Source organism: Isoptericola sp. NPDC058082 (genome assembly GCF_042885055.1).
In the GTDB taxonomy this organism is placed as follows: domain Bacteria; phylum Actinomycetota; class Actinomycetes; order Actinomycetales; family Cellulomonadaceae; genus Isoptericola.
Window position 1 is genome coordinate 1 of the sequence record NZ_JBHVSQ010000007.1, and the last position, 18,335, is coordinate 18,335.

Consider the following 18,335-nt stretch of genomic DNA (forward strand, 5'->3'; position numbering starts at 1 on the left):
CGTCACGGCGGCGCGCGCGACGGTCCTCGAACACGTCCTCGCCGGATTGCTCGACGCCGGGTTGGACGAGCTCAGAGGGGATGACGTCAGGTTGGACGACGCCGCATCGGTGGGCCGTGCCGATCCGATCGGTGACCACGTCATCGACGTGCGGTGGGCGCCGACCGGCCTGGTGCTCCCCGGTGGGACCGCCCCGGGCGGTCCGATTTTCGGCGGATCGGTTCCTGGCGCAGCGCCCGACCGTCCGGGTGCCGGCGAGGCCGCCGACGCGGTGGGGCCTCGCGTCGGTCGGGATCGTCCGCTGCTCGCCGTGCTGGACGACGCCCGCCCGGGCCCGGACCTCGCGGGCACGCTGGCTGCGCTGGACGAGGCCGAGCTGGACGACTTCACGATCCTCGAGGTGCTGGCCGCCTGGGAGCGGGTCGCCGCGTGGGCGCAGGCGGGGTCGGCACGGGTGCTGGCGGAGATGCTGGAGCGCACGAGCGGGTCCTCGCGGCACGAGTTCGTGGTGGACGCCGTCGCGGCGCGGCTCGGGCTGACCCGGCACGCGGCTGCGCAGCACGTCACGGTGGCGCACGGGACCTCCCGGCTGCCCGAGGTCGCGGACGCGCTCGCCGCGGGCGTCGTCGACCGGCGCAAGGCCGAAGCGCTGATCGAGGCGGGGCGGCTGTCCGACGACGTCCGTCGCGAGGTGGTCACCAGCCTGCTGCCCGACGCCGAGCACCTCACCGTGCCGCAGATCCGCGCGCGGCTGCGGCGGGCCGAGATCGAGGCCGACCCGGAGGGCTCGGACGCCCGGCACCGCGCCGCGCGCGCCGAGCGCTTCGTCCGGCTCGAGCCCGTGGACGACGCGATGGCCTACCTCACCGCGTACCTCCCGGCGGACGACGCCGCCCGCGCGTTCGCCGCCATCGACGACGCCGGGCTCGCGATGCGCCGCGCGCCGGGAGAGGCGCGACGGCTCGACGAGTGCCGGGCCGACGCCCTCACCGCGCTCGTCACCGGGCAGCTCGCGACCGGGCAGCCCGCGACGGGGCAGACCGCGACGGGGCAGTCCGCGACCGAGCTGGCTGCATCTGGACGGGCCGCCGGCGGCGGCACCTCGCCGGGCGGGGACGTGGGCGGGCCGGTGCTCGCGTCGCGCTCGCGCGCGGGCATCCGGGTGACGGTCGCGGCGTCGACGCTGCTCGGCTCGGACGACCTGCCCGCGATCCTGGCGGGGCACGGGCCGATCCCGGCAGAGATGGCGCGGACGCTCGCGTCCGACCCGGACGCCGTCTGGCAGCGCCTCTTCACCGACCCGGGCAGCGGGGTGCTCACGGATCTGTCGTCCCGCGCCTACCGGCCGAGCGCGGCGCTGCGGGCGGCCGTCGTCGCGCGGGACGTCACGTGCACGTTCCCCGGCTGCCGGGTGCCCGCCGCGAGCTCCGACCTCGACCACGTCGAACCCTTCGACCCCGCGTCCGACGCCCCGCAGACCCACGGCGGCAACCTGCACGCGCTGTGCCGCACCCACCACCGCGCCAAGACGGTCGGCGGGTGGCGGGTCGAACGCGACCCGGTCGACGGGCGCACCACGTGGACAGCCCCTACCGGTCACCGGTTCGACCGGCCGCCCGTCGTCCATGGACCACCTGGCGAGATCCCGCCTCACCAGATCTCACGCGACCAGGACCCGCCGGCCGGGGGCCTCGACGCGTGCGGCCGGCCTGGTGAGGGACCGTTGCCGCCGTTCTGAACAGACCGCGTGCTCCGGGACCGACCTCGGCGGTGGATCAGGGCAGGACGTTCCCTGCTCTCCCGGGCTCCACGAGGCCCGACTCGTAGGCCATGACCACTGCCTGCGTCCGGTTGGTCGCACGGAGCTTGGCCAGAACGTTCCCCACGTGCGTCTTCACGGTCTCCACGGTCACGTACAACCGAGCGCCGATGTCCTGGTTGGACAGCCCGCCCGCCATGAGTCGCAGCACGTCCAGCTCCCTGGCCGTCAGCGTTCCCTCGGGAACGGTCTCCACCGCGGCGGGGCGTGCCAGTGCCAGGCGACGCACGGCCTCGGGGAACAGCAGGGTCTCGCCGGAGACCACGAGACGGAGGGCGGCCGCGATCCGCTCCGCCGGTGCCCGCTTCAGCAGGAACCCGTCGGCGCCCGCGCGCAGCGCGTCGTAGACGTACTCGTCGTTCTCGAACGTCGTCACCACGACGACCCTCGGCGGCCCCGGCGCATCCTGGCGCGGTGCCGTCTCGCGCAGCACGGCATCACGGAGCGCGACCGTCGCCGCGATCCCGTCCATCACCGGCATCCGCACGTCCATCAGGACCACGTCCGGGCGGAGGCTCAGCACCAGCGGTACGACCTCCGCGCCGTCCGCGCCCTCTCCCACCACCTCGATGTCGGGCTCCAGCGACAACAGGGCCCGCAACCCTCTCCGGGTGAGCTCCTCGTCGTCCACGATCAGCACGCGCACGCCGTCACCCCCGCCCTGTCGACAGGGGCAGTCGGGCCGAGAGGCGCCATTCCGGTCCCTCCGGCCTGTCGACCGGGCCGAAGGTCGCTGCTCCTCGCAGCGTGCGCGCCCGCTCCGCCACGCCGCGAAGACCGTGGCCGCCACCGTGGCGTGCCTCCTCTCGTGGCCCCGCTCCGACGCGTCCAGCCCGTGCTGACCCTGCCGGCATCGGGTTCGCCACCTCGATCGTCAGCTGTCCGCCCGGGGCGGTGGCCGTCACCTCGACCGACACGCGGACCGGAGCCCGTCTCGCGTGCCGCATCGCGTTCGTCAACCCCTCCTGGACGATCCGGTACGCCTCCCGCGAGATCGTGGCCGGGACGGAGGTCGCGTCGGGCCCGAGCTCTGCGCTCACCGGGGTCCCGGCGCGCCGCACGTGATCGAGGAGCTCCGGGAGGTCGGCGAGAGTCCTCTGTGGGCGCCGTGGGGCGGCCGACTCGTCGCGCAGCAGCCCGAGCGCGTGATCGAGGTCCTCCAGCGCCACCCGCGAGCTCTGCTCGATGCTCGCCATCGCCGCCCGCGCCGCGTGTGGCTCGACGTCCACCAGGCGCGAGGCCACGGCCGCCTGGATCGTCGACGCGGTCAGGGTGTGCCCGATCGAGTCGTGCAGCTCGCGCGCGAGACGGTTGCGCTCGGCAAGCACCGCCGCGCGCTCCTCGGCCGCGGTGACCAGGTCGTCCTGGTGCGGGCCGAGCAGGAGCGGCGCCCAGGTGCGCAGGGCCGCGCCGACGAGTGCGTTCGCGGCGGCGGCGAGGAGGCCGCAGAGCAGCGCCAGCACGACCGTCCATGCACCGGCCGGCCCCGCCGGGACGGTCACCTGCCCGCGGAGGAGGGCCATGCTCCCGCCGCCGTCGAGCCACACGACGAGAGGAGCGACGGCGGTCAGGACGAGCAGCAAGCACACCCCGCAGGCGAGACAGGCGGCAACGGCGTGCACGAGGGTCCACAGACCTGTCCCCACCCGCCTGCCGCCGGCCGGCCGCACCGCGCCCAGGTTCGTGCCGAGCAGCCGGTCGGTGACGCGGACGTAGGCGTCGTGCACCACCGGGATCAGGCCGACGGCGACGAGCAGGGTGGCCCAGACGCCCACGAAGATGAGGACACGGCCGGACGGGGGCATCGGGACGGCGAGCCCTGCGACGAGCGCGAACGGTGTCGGCAGCATGGCGAGGGCGAGGCCGGCGACGGTGTAGCCCGCAGCGTGGAGCGCTGTGGGCCCGAAGAGGCGGTGGGTCAGGGTCGGCACGCGCCAAGTCTCGCCGTCGACGACCGGGCGTACCTCCCCCAGGGGAGGGAGGTGCGGTCCACCCCTTCGTGCGAGCGAGATCTCGCTCTCGGTGGGGATTCCGGACGCGCGCGTGGACGCGACGATCGATCGGTGCCCTCAGCCCTCCGGAAAGGACCACGTCTCCCCATGCCCTCGTCCCCTCGCACGACGTCGCCGACCGGCGGACTCGTCTGGTTCCTGGTGCTCGCCTTCGTCCCGGCGTGGGGGTACGTCCTCGTCGCTCGCCTGGTGCTGGGCTGGTCCGTGGTGGACCCGCTGGTCCAGCTCCCGTTCGCCTTCGCCCCCGCTGTGGCGGCCGTCGTCGTGCGACGGTGGGTGACCCGCGAGGGCTTCGCGGACGCGGGACTCAGGCCGCGGTGGCGCAAGGCCTGGCCGCACTACCTCATCGCCTGGTGGGGCCCGCTCGCGCTCACCGCCGGGACCCTGGCCGCCGCCGCGGTGCTCGGCCTCTGGGCACCGTCGACGAGCATGGTCGGCGAGGGCGGAACCCCCTGGTGGGTGACGGTCGTCGGCCTCCAGGCGCTCGCCCTCGTGATCACCCCGCTGTACTGGGGCGAGGAGTTCGGCTGGACCTCGTACCTACGGTTGCGGCTGGTGCCGCACCGGCCCTGGGCGTCCACCCTGCTGACCGGTCTGATCTGGGCGGTGTGGCACTACCCGCTGGCCTTTCTCGGGTACGTCGAGTTCTCGCACGTCCTTCTGGGCCTGGCGGTGTGGACGGCCTCCTTCGTGCTCCAAGAGATCCTGCTGACCTGGCTGCGCCTGCGTTCGGGGACGGTCTGGACGTCGAGCCTGGCCCACGCGGGCAACAACATGGTGCTGTCGTTGCTGACCGCGACGACCCTGGCCGCCGACGAGGGAGGCACGCTGGACGGCATCGCGGTGACAGCGTTGACCCTGCTCCCGATGGGTGTCGCCTGTGCGTGGATCACGCTGGTCCGCCCGCGGTACGGGAGGCGCGGTCTCAGCGGGTAGCGCCGCACGGGCGCCTGGATGAGGAGCTTCCCGAAGGCATCGGCCGGGGACGCTGCTCCGTCACTCAGCGACGGTGTCCGCGCGGCGGCTCGGTCGGCGGCCACTCGCCGTCGTCCGAGCCGTCGTCGGCGCCGTGCAGCAGCTCCTGCAGCTGCACCTGCACGCGCTCGACGCGGGGGACGTCGCGCAGCACCATGCCCGCCTTCTCGGTGGCGTCGGAGACCTGCAGGGTGCCGCAGCCGAGCAGCCGGTCCAGGAGGTCCTTCTCGAGCGCGACGTCGTTGATGCGGTAGAGCGGGATGTCGCGGCCCACGCGGGTGACGATGCCGGAGCGCATGGCGATGCGCTTGGTGGTGACGGTCCACGAGGTGGTGCGCCACCTGAGCCACGGCACGAGCACCCACACGACGGCGACGACGAGCAGCAGGCCGAGCACGATCCACCGGACCACGTCGTCCATCGGGACGACGAAGGAGAACGCGGCGGCGACGAGGAGCACGAGCAGGAGCAGGAACGGCCACACCACGGCCTTCGCGTGCTCGTGCAGGTCCATGACCACGCGCTCGCCGTCGATGAGGTCGTCGTCGTTCAGCGCCATGGCGCACATCGTGCCAGACGCCGGTCGGGGCGCGACGTCGCTGCTCAGCGCGGTGCAGGGCCGTTCAGACGTGCGGCGGCAGGTTCCAGCCCTCGATGGTGCGCAGGTCGTGGCCGTACCCGAGCTGGCAGATCGCGGCGGTGCCGAGCTCCAGGCGGGACCCGAAGCGCGGGTCGATGCCGAGCCACGCGGTCGCCAGCACGCGCAGCAGGTGGCCGTGGGCCACGGCCAGCACGTTCCCGCCGTCGCGCAGGGTCGCGTCGGCGCGCTCCACGAAGCGCCGGGCGCGGGCCGCGACGTCCTCCAGGAGCTCCCCGGGCCGCCCGTCGCCGTGCTCCGGGTCGGGCGGCAGCACGCGCACGCCGTCGTCGAAGATCTGGAACGGGTGGCCGAGGAGGGCGCCGACGTCGGCGCTGGTGCGGCCGTCCACGGGCCCGTAGTCCCACTCGGCGAGGTCGGGGTCGACGACGGCGTCCGGGTGGCCGGCCAGCGCGGCCGTGCGGCGGGCGCGCTCGAGCGGCGACGCGTAGACGGCGGAGAACGCGATGCCTGCCACCGCCCGTCCGGCGGTCCGGGCCTGTTCCTCGCCGGCCGGGGTGAGCGCGATGTCGGTGCGACCGGTGTGCTGGCCGCTCACGCTCCACTCCGTCTCGCCGTGGCGCAGGAGCACGAGCTGCGGGTCCTTGCTCGGCACGAGAGGCATGCTCCGAGCATCACGCAGACCTGCGGCGACGGCACCCGGACGGCGCTGTGGACAGGCTTTCCAGGAACCGCCCAGAGTTCGCTAGGGTGTCGTCGCCGTCACAGGACCGTCACATCTTCATCACTCGCCACTCGGGGAGGCCACCCGTGCTCGTCTTCGTTCTCATCGGCGCCGCAGGGATGGTCCTGCTGCTCGTGTCGCTCCTCGTCGGCGAGCTGGTCGACCTCGGCGACGGGGCGCTGTCGGGCACGTCGCTCGGGGTCGGCGCGGTCGTCTTCGGCGCCGTGGGCACGATCGTCGTCGCCAACGACCTCGCCTCGTGGATCGCGTACGTGGCCTCCGCGGTCGTCGGCCTCCTGGCCGTCGTCCTGGCGCAGGTGCTGGTCCGGCGGCTCGCGTCGAGCGACGACGGCGTCGTCGTCTCGCTCGTGGGTGCGCACGGTACGGCGACGACGGCCGTGACGGCGACGTCGGGCGAGGTCTCGCTCGACGTCCCGAGCGAGCTCGAGCGTCGCCTGGCCCGCTCCGACGAGCCCATCGCGGCCGGGTCCCGCGTCGTGGTGCTCGAGCACTCCGGCTCCACCGTGCGCGTCGGGGTCCCCGGCCCGCAGGCCCGCTGACCTCTCCCTAGGACCCCGCAGCACCGACCGGAAGGAGACGCGCTCCGGCGCGCACCATGTTCGACTCGACCGACAGCAGCTTCATCACCACGATCGCGGTGCTCGCCCTCGTGGTGGCGTTCCTCGCGGTGGGCATCTTCGTCGCCCAGCGGATCCGCCGGGTCCCGCCGAACCAGGCCCTCGTCATCGTCGGCCGCGGCGCCGGCAAGAAGGAGTCCGCCGCCCAGAGCCAGCGCGTCGTCATCGGCGGCCGCACGTTCGTCTGGCCGATCCTCCAGCAGGGCTTCGCGATCTCGCTCGAGCAGCGGCAGATCGGCATCACCGTCGAGGGCGTCGACAAGAACCGCATCAAGATCGCCATCAAGGCGTCGATCAACTTCAAGGTGCGGGGCGACGACGAGGGCGTGCGGCGCGCGGCGCAGCGCTTCCTCTCCCAGCAGGAGATGCTCACCGAGATCATCAAGGAGTCCCTCGAGGGCTCGCTGCGCTCCATCGTCGGCGACATGACGATCGAGCAGATCATCTCCGACCGCAAGGGTCTGTCGGACCGCGTCGTCGAGTCGACCAAGACCGACTTGGCGGAGCAGGGCCTGCAGGTCGACCTGCTCAACATCTCCGACATCTCGACGCCGGGGTCGGACTACCTGTCCAACCTGGGTCGCGCCGAGGGCGCCCGCGCGCTCCAGGTCGCGGAGGTCTCCGAGGCGGAGGCCCGGCGGGTGTCCGAGTTCGCCGTCATCGAGGCGGCCGAGCAGATCGCCGAGCGGCAGAAGGCGCTCGACCTCAAGAAGGCCGCGATCAAGGCCGACACGGACCGCGCCAACGCCAACGCCGACGCCGCGGGCCAGCTCGCGCGTGCGGAGCAGGACCGGCTCGTGGCGCAGCAGGAGCGCGAGGCGCTGGCCGAGCAGGCCCGCGTGACGCAGGAGCGCCTCGACATCGAGATCCGCAAGCCCGCCGAGGCCAAGGCGTACGCCGAGGTCCAGGAGGCCACGGCCCGTCGTGACGCCGCGAACGCCGCCACCGAGGCCGACGCGTTCAAGCGCACCACCATCGCCGAGGCGAACAAGACGGCCGCCATCCAGGACGCCGAGGCCTCCGCCGCGGCCGTGCGCCGGGCCGGTGAGGCAGAGCGTGACCGGCAGATCGCGCTGGCCGCCGGCATCAAGGCCGAGGGTGAGGCGAAGGCGTTCGCGGTCGAGGCCGAGGGGCGCGCCGAGGCCGTCGCCACGGACGCCAAGGCCGAGGCGCTGAAGAAGTACGGCGAGGCCGCGCTCGTGCAGGAGCTCATCGAGCGCCTGCCCGAGATCGTCCGCGCCGCGGCCGAGCCGATCGGCTCGATCCAGGGCATGACCGTCGTCTCCACGGACGGCGCGTCGGCGGTGACCAAGACGGTCGCGTCCGTGCTCGGCGAGGGTCAGGGCGTCGTCAAGCAGCTGACGGGCGTGGACATCCACCAGCTCATCGCGGGCATCGCCGGCGGGCAGCTGCCGACGAAGTCGGACGAGGCCGCGCCGCTCAACTGACGCGCCGTCGTTCGTCGGCGTCTGCGACGCACGACACGCCCCGCCGCGGGAATCGCCTCCCGCGGCGGGGCGTTCGTACGTCCGTGACCGCTATCGAGAACACCCCCCTCAAGGTCGACGTCTGGTCGGACGTCGCGTGCCCCTGGTGCTACATCGGCAAGCGCCGCTTCGAGTCCGCGCTGCAGCGGATGGCGGAGCGCGACGGCGCCGCCCCCGAGGTGGAGGTCGAGTACCACTCGTTCGAGCTCTCGCCCGACACCCCCGTCGACTTCGAGGGCACGGCCACCGAGTTCCTCGCCGACCACAAGGGCATCCCGCTGGAGACCGCCCAGCAGATGCAGGACCAGGTGACGGCGCTCGCCGCCGCCGAGGGCCTCACCTACCGGATGGACCAGGTCAAGCACACGAAGACGCTCAAGGCGCACGAACTGCTGCACCTCGCCAAGGCGTTCGGCAAGCAGGACGAGATGAAGGAGCGCCTGCTGCGCGCGTACTTCACCGAGGGCGAGCACGTGGGCCACGTCGAGGACCTCGCCGACCTGGCCGTCGAGGTCGGCCTGGAGCGCGAGGCCGTCGTGGTCGCGCTGAACGCCGGCACCTACGCCGAGGCCGTCGCGGACGACATCGCCCGCGCCCGCGCGTACGGCATCAACGGCGTCCCGTTCTTCGTGCTCGGTGGCCGCTACGGCGTGTCCGGCGCGCAGGACCCGGACGTCTTCGTCCAGGTGCTCGACCAGGTGCTCGCGGAGGCCTGAGCCGGGCGAGCGAGGCGCATCTCACACCGCCAGCCCTGGCTGTGAGACGCAGTATCACCGAGAATCGAGGCCAGCCCGCACCGTCGCGGGCGCCGCGGTCTCGGGCCCACCCCGCCCGGTCGTCCCGCGGCAGTGGTTCCGTTGGAGGAGAAACATGAACGACGCCACCGAGAGCTCGTACCGCTCGATCGCCAACCCGCGCCGCACCACGCTGATGACCGTCAGCGCGGCCGAGGCGGCGGCACCCCACCACGGCGCGGACGAACGCCCGCTTCAGCTGCTGGGCGACGACGGCGCGGTCTGCGTGGACGGCGTGTGCAGCCTGCCGGACTGACCGCTATATCGCGCGGTGGTCCGCGATCGACAGCCGCGGGCCCCGACGCGGAGCCTGCGGCCTGCGGTCGAGGAACAGCAGCCGCACCACCCGGTGCCGGTGGGGGGCATACGGTGCGAGGAGGCGCAGCATCCCCTCGTCGTCGGTGCGCTCGCCGGTGAGCGCCCAGCCGACCGCGCCGGCGAGGTGGAAGTCGCCCACGGACACGGCGTCCGCGTCGCCGAACGCGCGTTGCGCCACCTCGGCGGACGTCCACACCCCGACGCCGGGCACCTTCTCGATCCGGGCGCGCGCCTCGTCGGCAGGCATCCCGGCCGCGTCCTCGAGCCGCGCCGCGACCTGGGCGCACCGCACGGCCGTCGCCGCCCGACGCGGGTCGACCCCGGCGCGGTGCCAGTCCCAGGTCGGGACGGCGGCCCAGCCGCGCGCGGACGGCACCACGCGCAGCCCCTCCGGGGCGGGCCCCGGCGCGGGCGAGCCGTGCCGGGCGACGAGCCACCGCCATGCGCGGTGCGCCGTCACGACCTGCACCTTCTGCTCGAGGACGGCGGGCACCAGAGCCTCCAGCACCCGTCCGCTGCGGCACATCCGCAGCCCGGGGGTGCGGCGCGCGGCGTCGTGGGCCTGCGGTGGTGGGCTGAAGGCCGAGATGTCGTCGCCCTCGCCGAGCAGCTCCGGCACGGCGTCGGCGGCCTCCCCTGAGCCCGGCCCCCAGTGCTGCACGACGACGGTGCGCGCGCCCGTCGCGACGAACCGCTGCGTGACCGGCCCGGTACGCATCAGGGTGGTGCGCCACAACGCGCCGTCGGGGGTGCGTCGGAACGTCGGGTCGTAGGCGCCGTGCCGCAGCGGGCTGAGCGTCAGCCCGAGGTCGAGCGGCCGCTCCGACGCGTGCTCCACCGTGACGTCGGCCGTCGGTCGTGCGGCCGGCGACGGCACGGTCGCCGCGCTGGTCAGAGGGGGTGCGCTAGTCAAAGAGCGTTCCGAGCTCCCAGCCGGTGTCGCCGCGCGCACCGACGGGCGTGACGTCGCGAAGGGGATCCGCGTCGCGCGCGGGCCGTGCGGCGGGGCGCTCCGCGCCGTCCTCGCGCGGGGAGGTGCCCGCGCCGGCGTCCTCCGTGAGCAGCAGCTCGTCGACGCCGCCGCGGCCGGCGGCCCAGTCCTGCGCGGCGAGGCCGGCGAGCTGGTCGGCGCGCTCGTTGAACGGGTTGCCCACGTGGCCGCGTACCCACCGGAACCGGACGGGGCCCTCCCGGCCGGTGATCGCGGCGTCGATGGTGCGGATCAGCTCGAGGTTCTTCACGGGGTCGCCGGACGCGGTGCGCCAGCCCTTCCGCTTCCACCCGTGGATCCACTCGGACGCGCACCGGATCGCGTACTGCGAGTCCGACTCGATGAGGAGCGGCTCTGCCCCGGGATGCGCCTCGATCGCGCGCAGGAGCGCGGTGAGCTCCGCGACCTGGTTGGTGCCGGACGCGGCGCCGCCCGAGTCGAAGCGGCCGCCCTCGTGGGCGATCCACGCCCAGCCGATCGCGCCCCCGGGATTGCGGAGGCACGAGCCGTCAGTGCTGACAATGATCACGCCGGAGTCTCCCAGTGTCCGAGCCCCTGGTTGCCGCCCCCATTGTGCCCCGTGCCGGTGACACTCGGGGCCCTGTCCACGCCGCCGCCCGAAGAGCGAGGGGCGGGCGGGCTGCGGATGGCCGAAAACTCGGGCGCGCGGCCCCGGAAGACGCGGCGGCTCCGCCCGGAACCCAGGAGGCGTCTCCAGCGATGATCATGACGACATGACCGACGGCTCCGCCATGCCCGAAACCGACCCGCCCGCGCCCGACCGCCCCGCGCGCCGCCCGGCCGACATCCGCAAGTGGCGCCGCTACCTGGCCGACGAGCGCGCCGAGGCCGCCACCTACCGCGACCTCGCCCGCCGGCGCACCGGCGAGGAGCGCGCCATCCTCCTCGCGCTCGCCGACGCCGAGAAGCGGCACGAGCAGCACTGGCTCGACCTCCTGGGCGACGACGTCGGCCGGCCGCTGCGCGGTGACCTGCGCACCCGCATGCTCGGTCTCCTCGCCCGGCGGTTCGGCGGCGTCTTCGTGCTCGCGCTCGCGCAGCGGGCGGAGGCCCGCTCGTCGTACGACGCCGACGAGCACGCGACCGCCACGATGGCGGCGGACGAGCAGATCCACGAGGAGGTGGTGCGTGCGCTCGCCTCGCGCGGACGCAACCGGATGTCCGGCACGTTCCGCGCCGCCGTCTTCGGCGCCAACGACGGCCTGGTCTCCAACCTCGCGCTCGTGCTCGGCATCGGCGCCTCCGGCGTCTCGTCGCAGACCGTGCTCCTCACCGGCGTCGCCGGGCTGCTCGCCGGCGCGCTGTCCATGGGCGCCGGCGAGTTCGTGTCCGTGCGCTCGCAGCGCGAGCTGCTCGAGGCGTCCACCCCCGACCCGAAGAGCGCCACCGTGCTGCCGCACCTCGACGTCGACGCCAACGAGCTGGCGCTCGTCTACCGCGCCCGGGGCATGTCGTCCGACGAGGCGCAGGGCCGGGCCGACCACGTGCTGGCCGGGCTGGCCGCCACGGGAGCGGTGGCGTCGGACCTCGATGACGACGCGCCGGCCGTCGACGAGCAGGCGGACCTCGAGACCCACGGCACCGCGTGGGGGGCGGCGATCTCGAGCTTCTGCTTCTTCGCGTCCGGCGCGATCATCCCCGTGCTGCCCTACCTGCTGGGGCTCACCGGCTTCCCGGCGATCGCCGTCGCCGCCGCGCTCGTGGGCGTGTCGCTGCTGATCACGGGCGCGATCACCGGGCTGCTGTCCGGCACGTCGCCGTGGACGCGCGCGCTGCGCCAGCTCGCCATCGGGTTCGGTGCCGCCGCCGTCACCTACGCGCTGGGGCTGCTGTTCGGCACGTCGGTGGCCTGACCCGCGACCGGCGTCACGCCTGGGTGGTCGGACCCGCCGCCGGGTGAAGTCTCACCCGCTGTTGTTGCGTGACCGTTGCTCGGGCGTCACAGTGTGAGCTGGGTCATGACGGAGCAGCGCCTGACCCGGCGTGGCATCGAAGGGGGCCGAGTGACACGCAGCGTGGACCGTGCTCCGGCGGCAGGACGCCGCCGGCGCTGGGTCGCGCGCGTGGCCGGGGCCGCCGTCGGGCTCGCCGGGGCCGCCGCGCTGAGCGTCACCCTCGCCGGCACCGCGTCCGCCGACGACGGCGGCCACGAGGGCCCGTTGACGTCCGTGGTCCGGTCGCTGACCGACCACGACGACGGCGACCGGGGAGACCGCGAGTCTCGACCCTCGGAGCGGGGGCAGGAGAAGGCCGCGGACGCTCCGAAGCCGCGCCACGAGCGGGCTGCTCAGGAGCCCGTCGAGAGTGAGCGTGCCGCGCAGTCCCCGGCCGAGGAGGCTGCTCCCGCGAAGCCCGCGGTGGAGAAGCCCGCGGTGGACAAGAGCTCGGTGGAGAAGCACGAGGCGGAGGCGCCCGTCGCCGTCGAGCCGGAGGCCGCCGAGCCGGAGGCCGCCGAGCCGGAGGCCGCCGAGCCTGCGGCCGCCGAGCCGGAGGCCGCCGAGCCTGCCGTCGACGAGCCTGCCGCCGACGACGGTGAGCGGTCGGCCGACCGCCGGGCCGAACGTGTGCGTGACGCGGTCGACGATGCCGTGGCGCCGGTCCGTGAGAAGGCCGAGCGGCTGCGCACGGCGGTGCACGACGAGGTCGTGGCGCCCGCCGAGCAGGCAGCCGAGGACCTGGCTCGCGAACTGGCCGTCGAGGAGCAGCCGGCGGACGAACCGCAGCCCGAGCCGTCCGAGCTGCCTGAGCAGTCCGAGCAGCCAGCCCCCGCCGAGGCGGCACGGCCGGAGGCCGCGCCGGAGCCGACCGAAGCACCGGCCGAGCACGCGGAGCGCGGCACCGTGCTGGAGCCCGTCGCTCGCACGGTCGAGGCGGTGACGGCGCCCGTCGGCGCGGTGACCGAGCCGGTGGGGGCGCTGGTCGAGGGGGTCCTCAGCCCGCTGTCGCCGGTCGTGGACCCGGTGGCGGGCGTCGTCGAGGAGATCACCGGACCGGTCGGCGGGGCGCTCGAGCCCGTGACGGACGCGGCCGCGGAGACGCTGGCCCCCGTGACCCGGTCGCTGTCCCCGGTGCTCGAGCCGGTCGGCCACGTGGTGCACGACGTGACGCGTCCGCTCGCGCCCGTCACCGACGGGGTGGGTGACGTCGTCGCTCCGGTCGTGAGGACGCTCGACCCGGTGCTCGAGCCCGTCGTCGGACTGGTGTCCCCCGTGACGGGTTCGCTGAAGCCTGTCGTCGACCCGGTCCTCGACGTGGCGGCCCCGGTGGTGGATGCGCTCGCTCCCGTGGTCGAGCCCGTCGGCGGGACGCTGCAGCCCGTTGTCGAGCCGGTCGTGGACGCCGTCGCTCCGGTGGTCGAGCCCGTCCTGCTGCCGGCCCTGGAGCCCGTGCTCGGGCTGCCCGCCGCGGAAGACCCCGCCGAGCCGGCGCCGGGACCGGCCGCTCCCGCCGACCGCGCGACGAACGTCGACGCCGCCGCCCCGGGTGCGCGCCACACCTCGGGGTCCGAGCCCGCGGTCGTGAGCACGGCCGTCCTCGAGCCTGCGCCGGGGGCGTTCCTCTCCGACGTCGGCAGCGTGCTGGACGCCGCCGACCAGGCGCTCGTCCCCGCCGACCGTGAGCCCGCGCCGGCCACGCCGTCGGCGCCCGCCGCCAGCAGCGCGCCGTCGGGCCCCTCCTCGAGCGTCCGCGGGGCGTCGGGCGGCGACGCCGCGGCCGACCTCGCGGGCAGCGACCCTTTCACCGCGCGGGCGTGGATCGCCCCCGCGGGCGACCAGCTCGACCGCCTCCCGGCGGTCGCCATCGACATCCCCGTCTCTCCTGCCTGACGTGGCCGCGTCGCGCCCTCACGCGCGACTGCGACCGCGGGCGGCATCCGCCTCCCGCGCACCACGCCAGTCAGGAGCGGATCATGCATACCCATGTCCGACGAGCGCTGAAAGTCGCGCTCGTCGCAGGCGGCCTCGTGGTCGCCGGGGCCGTGACGGCCCAAGCCGCGGACGATGACGTCGTCGACGCCACCGTCGGTGCGGACACCTCGGTCGACCTCCACCTGAGCGAGGTCTCCGAGGAGACGAACGATGCCGAGCTCGACACGCCCGTGGACCTCCCCGAGGTCGACACGGAGGGCGTCGAGGCGGTGGTCGATGCCGTCGCCGGCGACGACGGCGCGGTCGACGACGTCGCCGGGCCGGACGAGGAGTCCGACACGACGACCGACGACCTCGTGGACGCCGTCGCCGAGGACGTGCACCAGACGGCGGACGACGTGCAGTCGGGCGACGTCCAGGGCGTCGTCGAGGACGTCGCCGGGGACGACGGCGTCGTCGACGACGCGATCGAGGACCAGCCCGCCGAACCGGCGGGTGGCGACTCCGGGAACGACGGCGCCGACGGCGGCTCGGCCGGCGACGACCGGGGCGACGGCGGCACGCCGCAGCCCGCGGACCGAGGAGCCGGGGGCGCGGTCGACGAGACCGTGGACCGTGCGTCCGACGTGGTGTCGGACGTGGCGGGAGCCGCCGGTGAGGCGCTCGGGACCGGTTCGGACGTCCGGGACACCGTCGACGGGGTCACCGGCGACGGTGGTGTCGTGGACGACGTCCTCGGCGCCGACGAGCCCGAGTCCGGCGTGACCGACCAGGTCACCGAGCATGTGGTCGACGACGTCGAGCAGGCGACGGGACACCTCGCCGCCGGTGACGTCGAGGGCGTCGTGGACGACGTCGCCGCCGACGGCGGTGTCGTGGACGACGCGCTCGAGGACCAGGGCGTCGACGCGGCGCTCGAGCAGGTCGGCGAGACCGTCGACACGGCGACCGGTGCGGTGGACGGCGTCCTCGGTACCGGCACCGCGGTGCAGGACACCGTGGGCGGGGTCGCCGACGGCGCCGTCGACGCGGTGGCCGGTGAGGACGGCGCCGTCGACGACGTCCTCGGTGCCGACGAGCCCGAGTCCGGTGTGACCGACGAGGTCGTGGAGCACGCGCTCGACGACGTCGACGGCACGCTCGACGGCGTCACCGCCGGTGACCTGGAGGGCGTCGTGGACTCCGTCGTCGCGGACGACGGCCTCGTCGACGACGCGCTCGAGGGAGACGCGACCGACGGTCTTCCCGGGATGGACGACCTGGGGTCGGTCGACGGCCTGGGTGACCTCGGTGGCCTCGGTGGCCTCGGTGACCTCGGTGATGTCGGTGACCTGACCGGTGTCGTGGATGGTCTGCCTGGTCTCGGTGGCGGTGAGCTGCCGGGTGCTGGACCGGGTGACCTCGGTGATCTGGGGTCGCTGGGTGGCCTTGGTGCGCTGACGGATGTCGATGCCACGGTCGAGGGTGTGCTGGCCGGGGTCTCGGACGCGGCGGGCTCGCTGGACGCTGCGCTGGGTACCGAGCCGGTGGTGCAGGGCACGGTGGACGGGCTGGTCGGTGAGGACGGCGTCGTGGACGACGTCCTGGGTGCCGACGAGCCCGAGGCCGGTGTGACGGACGAGGTCGCGGGGCACCTGCTCGACGACGTCGACGCCGCGCTGGGCGGTCTGACCGCCGGTGACCTGGACGGCGTCGTGGACTCCGTCGTCGCCGACGACGGGGTGCTGGACGACGCGCTGGAGGACAGCGCGACCGACACCATCCTCGGTGACCTCGGTGACCTCGGTGACCTCGGTGACCTCGGTGACCTCGGTGACCTCGGTGACCTCGGTGACCTCGGTTCGCTGCCCGGCACGGGCGACTCGGCCGGGCTGGGTGACCTGACCGGCGCGCTGCCGAGCCTGGACGGCGCGGTGGACGACCTGACCGTGTCGGTGGCGGACGCCGCGGGCACGGTCGACGGCGTGCTGGGCACGCGGTCGCTGCTGCGGTCCACGGTGAGCGGCCTCCTCGGTGCTGACGGCGTGCTGGACGACGTCCTCGGCCCGGACGAGGCGCAGGACGGCGTCACGGACGGTCTCGTGGAGGCCGTGGTGGACGACGTCGACTCGACGCTCGACTCGGTGACGGCCGGCGACCTGCCGGGCGTGGTCGACGACGTGACCGGCGAGGACGGCCTGGTCGACGACGTGCTGGAGGACCAGGGCCTGGACCCGGTGCTCAACGACGTCGTGGGCTCCACCGGTGCGGTGGACGACCTGCTGGGCACGGGGTCGGCGGTGCAGGACGTGGTCGGCGGGATCGCCGGTGAGGAGGGCGTGCTGGATGACGTCCTCGGCGCCGACGAGCCGCAGGACGGCGTCACCGACGGTCTCGTGGAGGCCGTGGTGGACGACGTCGACTCGACGCTCGACTCGGTGACGGCCGGCGACCTGCCGGGCGTGGTCGACGACGTCGCCGCCGACGACGGGCTGCTGGACGACGCGCTGGAGGACGGCGGCGTGGACGCGGCCGCGGACGACGTGGTCGACCAGGTCTCCGACCTGGCGGGCACGGTCGACGACACCGTCGGGACCGGGTCGCTGGTGCAGGACGTCGTGGACGGCCTCGCCGGCGACGACGGTGTCGTGGACGACGTCGTCGGTGCCGACGAGCCCGAGGACGGCGTCACGGACGAGCTCGTCGAGCACGCGCTCGACGACGTCGAGCAGGTCGTGGGAGACCTCACCGAGGGCGACCTCGGCGCGGTGGCCGACGACCTCACGGCCGAGGACGGCCTGGTCGACGACGTGCTGGAGGACCAGGGTCTGGACCCGGTGCTGAACGACGTCGTGGACTCCACCGGTGCGGTGGACGACGCGCTCGGCACGGGTGACCTCGTCGAGGACACCGCGGACGGCCTGCTCGGTGAGGACGGCGTGGTCGACGACGTCGTCGGCGCCGACGAGCCGCAGGACGGCGTCACGGACGGCGTCGTGGAGGCCGTGGTGGACGACGTCGACTCGACGGTGGACTCGGTGACGGCCGGCGACCTGCCGGGCGTCGTCGACGACCTGACCGCCGAGGACGGCCTGGTCGACGACGTGCTGGAGGACCAGGGTCTGGACCCGGTGCTGAACGATGTCGTCGACTCGACCGGCACCGTGGACGACGTGCTCGGCACGGGTGACCTCGTCGAGGACACCGTGGACGGCCTGCTCGGTGAGGACGGCACCGTGGACGACATCATCGGCGCCGACGAGCCGCAGGACGGCGTCACGGACGAGCTCGTCGAGCACGTCGTCGAGGACGTCAACGACACGGTGAACGACCTGCTCGAGGGCGACCTCGGGGCCGTCACCGACGACGTCCTCGCCGAGGACGGTCTGGTCGACGACGTCCTGGAGGACGGCACCACCGCTACCGATCCGGGTGACGGCACCGATCCGGGTGACGGCACGGACCCGGGCGACGGCACGGATCCTGGTGACGGCACCGATCCTGGCGACGGGACGGATCCGGGTGACGGCACTGACCCGGGTGACGGCACGGACCCGGGCGACGGGACCGACCCGGGCGACGGTGGCACCGCCAACCCGGGTGACGACGGGTCCGGCGACGGCTCGACCACCCCGGTGGGCGGACCGGTCGCCGAGGCCACCGGCTCGGACGGTTCGGGACGGCTGATCGGTACCGGGTCCGACGGCGCCACGGCGGCGTCCGGCGCTGACGGTGCCAGCGGGACCGGCGCGATGCAGTCGCTGCCGACGACGGGCGGCGACCTGCGGCTGCTGGGCCCGGCGCTGCTGCTGATGCTGACGGGCGTCGCGCTGGTGCTCCGCCGCCGGAGGGAGGTCGTCGCGGTCGAGACCCGCTGACCCCGTCGGAGCCGGTACCGGCTCCGGACGGGGCGGCGCTGTCACGGGGGATCACTGGGGAGTGTCCCGTGGCAGCTCCGCCCCGGCTGGGGTCGGCGGGGTGCGGCACGGCGCAGGGGGCCGGGCCGCACCCACGACGCACCGGCGACGCGGGGTACGCGTGGCGGCCCCGGGCGGACGATCACCGGGCCCTCGGGGGAGGGTCTCGGCAGACCCGCCCGGGGCTGCCCGC

Annotated in this window: 15 protein-coding genes; 9 read left to right on the forward strand and 6 right to left on the reverse strand. The window is 74.5% G+C overall.

Annotation, left to right across the window (positions count from 1 at the left end; translation table 11 throughout):
- Positions 1-310 precede the first annotated feature (310 nt).
- Positions 311-1,738: a DUF222 domain-containing protein gene (locus ACFVS0_RS11275; RefSeq protein WP_430588015.1), complete on the forward strand. Its 1,428-nt coding sequence runs from the start codon at positions 311-313 to the stop codon at positions 1,736-1,738.
- 37 nt (positions 1,739-1,775) lie between these two features.
- Here ACFVS0_RS11275 and ACFVS0_RS11280 read toward each other — a convergent pair whose 3' ends face one another.
- Positions 1,776-2,465 (reverse strand): response regulator, encoded by a 690-nt coding sequence (locus tag ACFVS0_RS11280; RefSeq protein ID WP_430563490.1) that lies wholly within the window; start codon positions 2,463-2,465, stop codon positions 1,776-1,778.
- 4 nt (positions 2,466-2,469) lie between these two features.
- A complete protein-coding gene (locus tag ACFVS0_RS11285; protein ID WP_430588016.1) occupies positions 2,470-3,750 on the reverse strand; it encodes a sensor histidine kinase in 1,281 nt (426 codons plus the stop codon).
- Positions 3,751-3,918: 168 nt separating this feature from the next.
- Here ACFVS0_RS11285 and ACFVS0_RS11290 point away from each other — a divergent pair, with 168 nt between their 5' ends.
- Positions 3,919-4,767, forward strand: coding sequence for a type II CAAX prenyl endopeptidase Rce1 family protein (locus ACFVS0_RS11290; protein ID WP_430584796.1), 849 nt, complete (start codon positions 3,919-3,921; stop codon positions 4,765-4,767).
- A gap of 64 nt (positions 4,768-4,831) precedes the next feature.
- On the opposite strand, the gene ACFVS0_RS11295 is transcribed toward ACFVS0_RS11290, so the two are convergent.
- Together ACFVS0_RS11295 and ACFVS0_RS11300 are read right to left on the reverse strand one after the other, a co-directional pair.
- Positions 4,832-5,365 (reverse strand): PH domain-containing protein, encoded by a 534-nt coding sequence (locus tag ACFVS0_RS11295; RefSeq protein ID WP_430588017.1) that lies wholly within the window; start codon positions 5,363-5,365, stop codon positions 4,832-4,834.
- A 64-nt stretch (positions 5,366-5,429) separates the two neighbouring features.
- Positions 5,430-6,068 (reverse strand): histidine phosphatase family protein, encoded by a 639-nt coding sequence (locus ACFVS0_RS11300; RefSeq protein WP_430551518.1) that lies wholly within the window; start codon positions 6,066-6,068, stop codon positions 5,430-5,432.
- A 146-nt stretch (positions 6,069-6,214) separates the two neighbouring features.
- Here ACFVS0_RS11300 and ACFVS0_RS11305 point away from each other — a divergent pair, with 146 nt between their 5' ends.
- The 4 genes from ACFVS0_RS11305 to ACFVS0_RS11320 all read left to right on the forward strand — a co-directional run bounded on the left by ACFVS0_RS11305 (position 6,215) and on the right by ACFVS0_RS11320 (position 9,303).
- Positions 6,215-6,688, forward strand: coding sequence for an NfeD family protein (locus ACFVS0_RS11305; RefSeq protein ID WP_430551519.1), 474 nt, complete (start codon positions 6,215-6,217; stop codon positions 6,686-6,688).
- A 56-nt stretch (positions 6,689-6,744) separates the two neighbouring features.
- A complete protein-coding gene (locus ACFVS0_RS11310) occupies positions 6,745-8,214 on the forward strand; it encodes a flotillin family protein (protein ID WP_430551520.1) in 1,470 nt (489 codons plus the stop codon).
- An 83-nt stretch (positions 8,215-8,297) separates the two neighbouring features.
- Complete coding sequence (locus tag ACFVS0_RS11315; protein ID WP_430551521.1) at positions 8,298-8,969, forward strand: DsbA family protein; 672 nt, start codon at positions 8,298-8,300, stop codon at positions 8,967-8,969.
- Positions 8,970-9,123: 154 nt separating this feature from the next.
- A complete protein-coding gene (locus ACFVS0_RS11320; protein ID WP_380244887.1) occupies positions 9,124-9,303 on the forward strand; it encodes a hypothetical protein in 180 nt (59 codons plus the stop codon).
- Positions 9,304-9,306: 3 nt separating this feature from the next.
- On the opposite strand, the gene ACFVS0_RS11325 is transcribed toward ACFVS0_RS11320, so the two are convergent.
- Both ACFVS0_RS11325 and ACFVS0_RS11330 read right to left on the reverse strand, forming a co-directional pair.
- Entirely contained in the window at positions 9,307-10,278 is a 972-nt protein-coding gene (locus ACFVS0_RS11325; RefSeq protein ID WP_430588018.1) for a DNA-3-methyladenine glycosylase family protein, read from the reverse strand.
- Positions 10,271-10,885 (reverse strand): ribonuclease H, encoded by a 615-nt coding sequence (locus ACFVS0_RS11330; RefSeq protein ID WP_430584794.1) that lies wholly within the window; start codon positions 10,883-10,885, stop codon positions 10,271-10,273. The genes ACFVS0_RS11325 and ACFVS0_RS11330 overlap by 8 nt, the downstream gene beginning before the upstream one ends.
- A gap of 205 nt (positions 10,886-11,090) precedes the next feature.
- On the opposite strand from ACFVS0_RS11330, the gene ACFVS0_RS11335 reads away from it, so the two are divergent.
- From ACFVS0_RS11335 to ACFVS0_RS11345, 3 genes are all read left to right on the forward strand, one after another.
- A complete protein-coding gene (locus ACFVS0_RS11335) occupies positions 11,091-12,230 on the forward strand; it encodes a VIT1/CCC1 transporter family protein (RefSeq protein ID WP_430551524.1) in 1,140 nt (379 codons plus the stop codon).
- A gap of 150 nt (positions 12,231-12,380) precedes the next feature.
- The gene (locus tag ACFVS0_RS11340; RefSeq protein ID WP_430588019.1) at positions 12,381-14,204 is read left to right on the forward strand and encodes a hypothetical protein; all 1,824 of its coding nucleotides are present in this window, start codon (positions 12,381-12,383) and stop codon (positions 14,202-14,204) included.
- A 152-nt stretch (positions 14,205-14,356) separates the two neighbouring features.
- Positions 14,357-18,103 (forward strand): beta strand repeat-containing protein, encoded by a 3,747-nt coding sequence (locus tag ACFVS0_RS11345; protein WP_430588020.1) that lies wholly within the window; start codon positions 14,357-14,359, stop codon positions 18,101-18,103.
- Positions 18,104-18,335 lie beyond the last annotated feature (232 nt).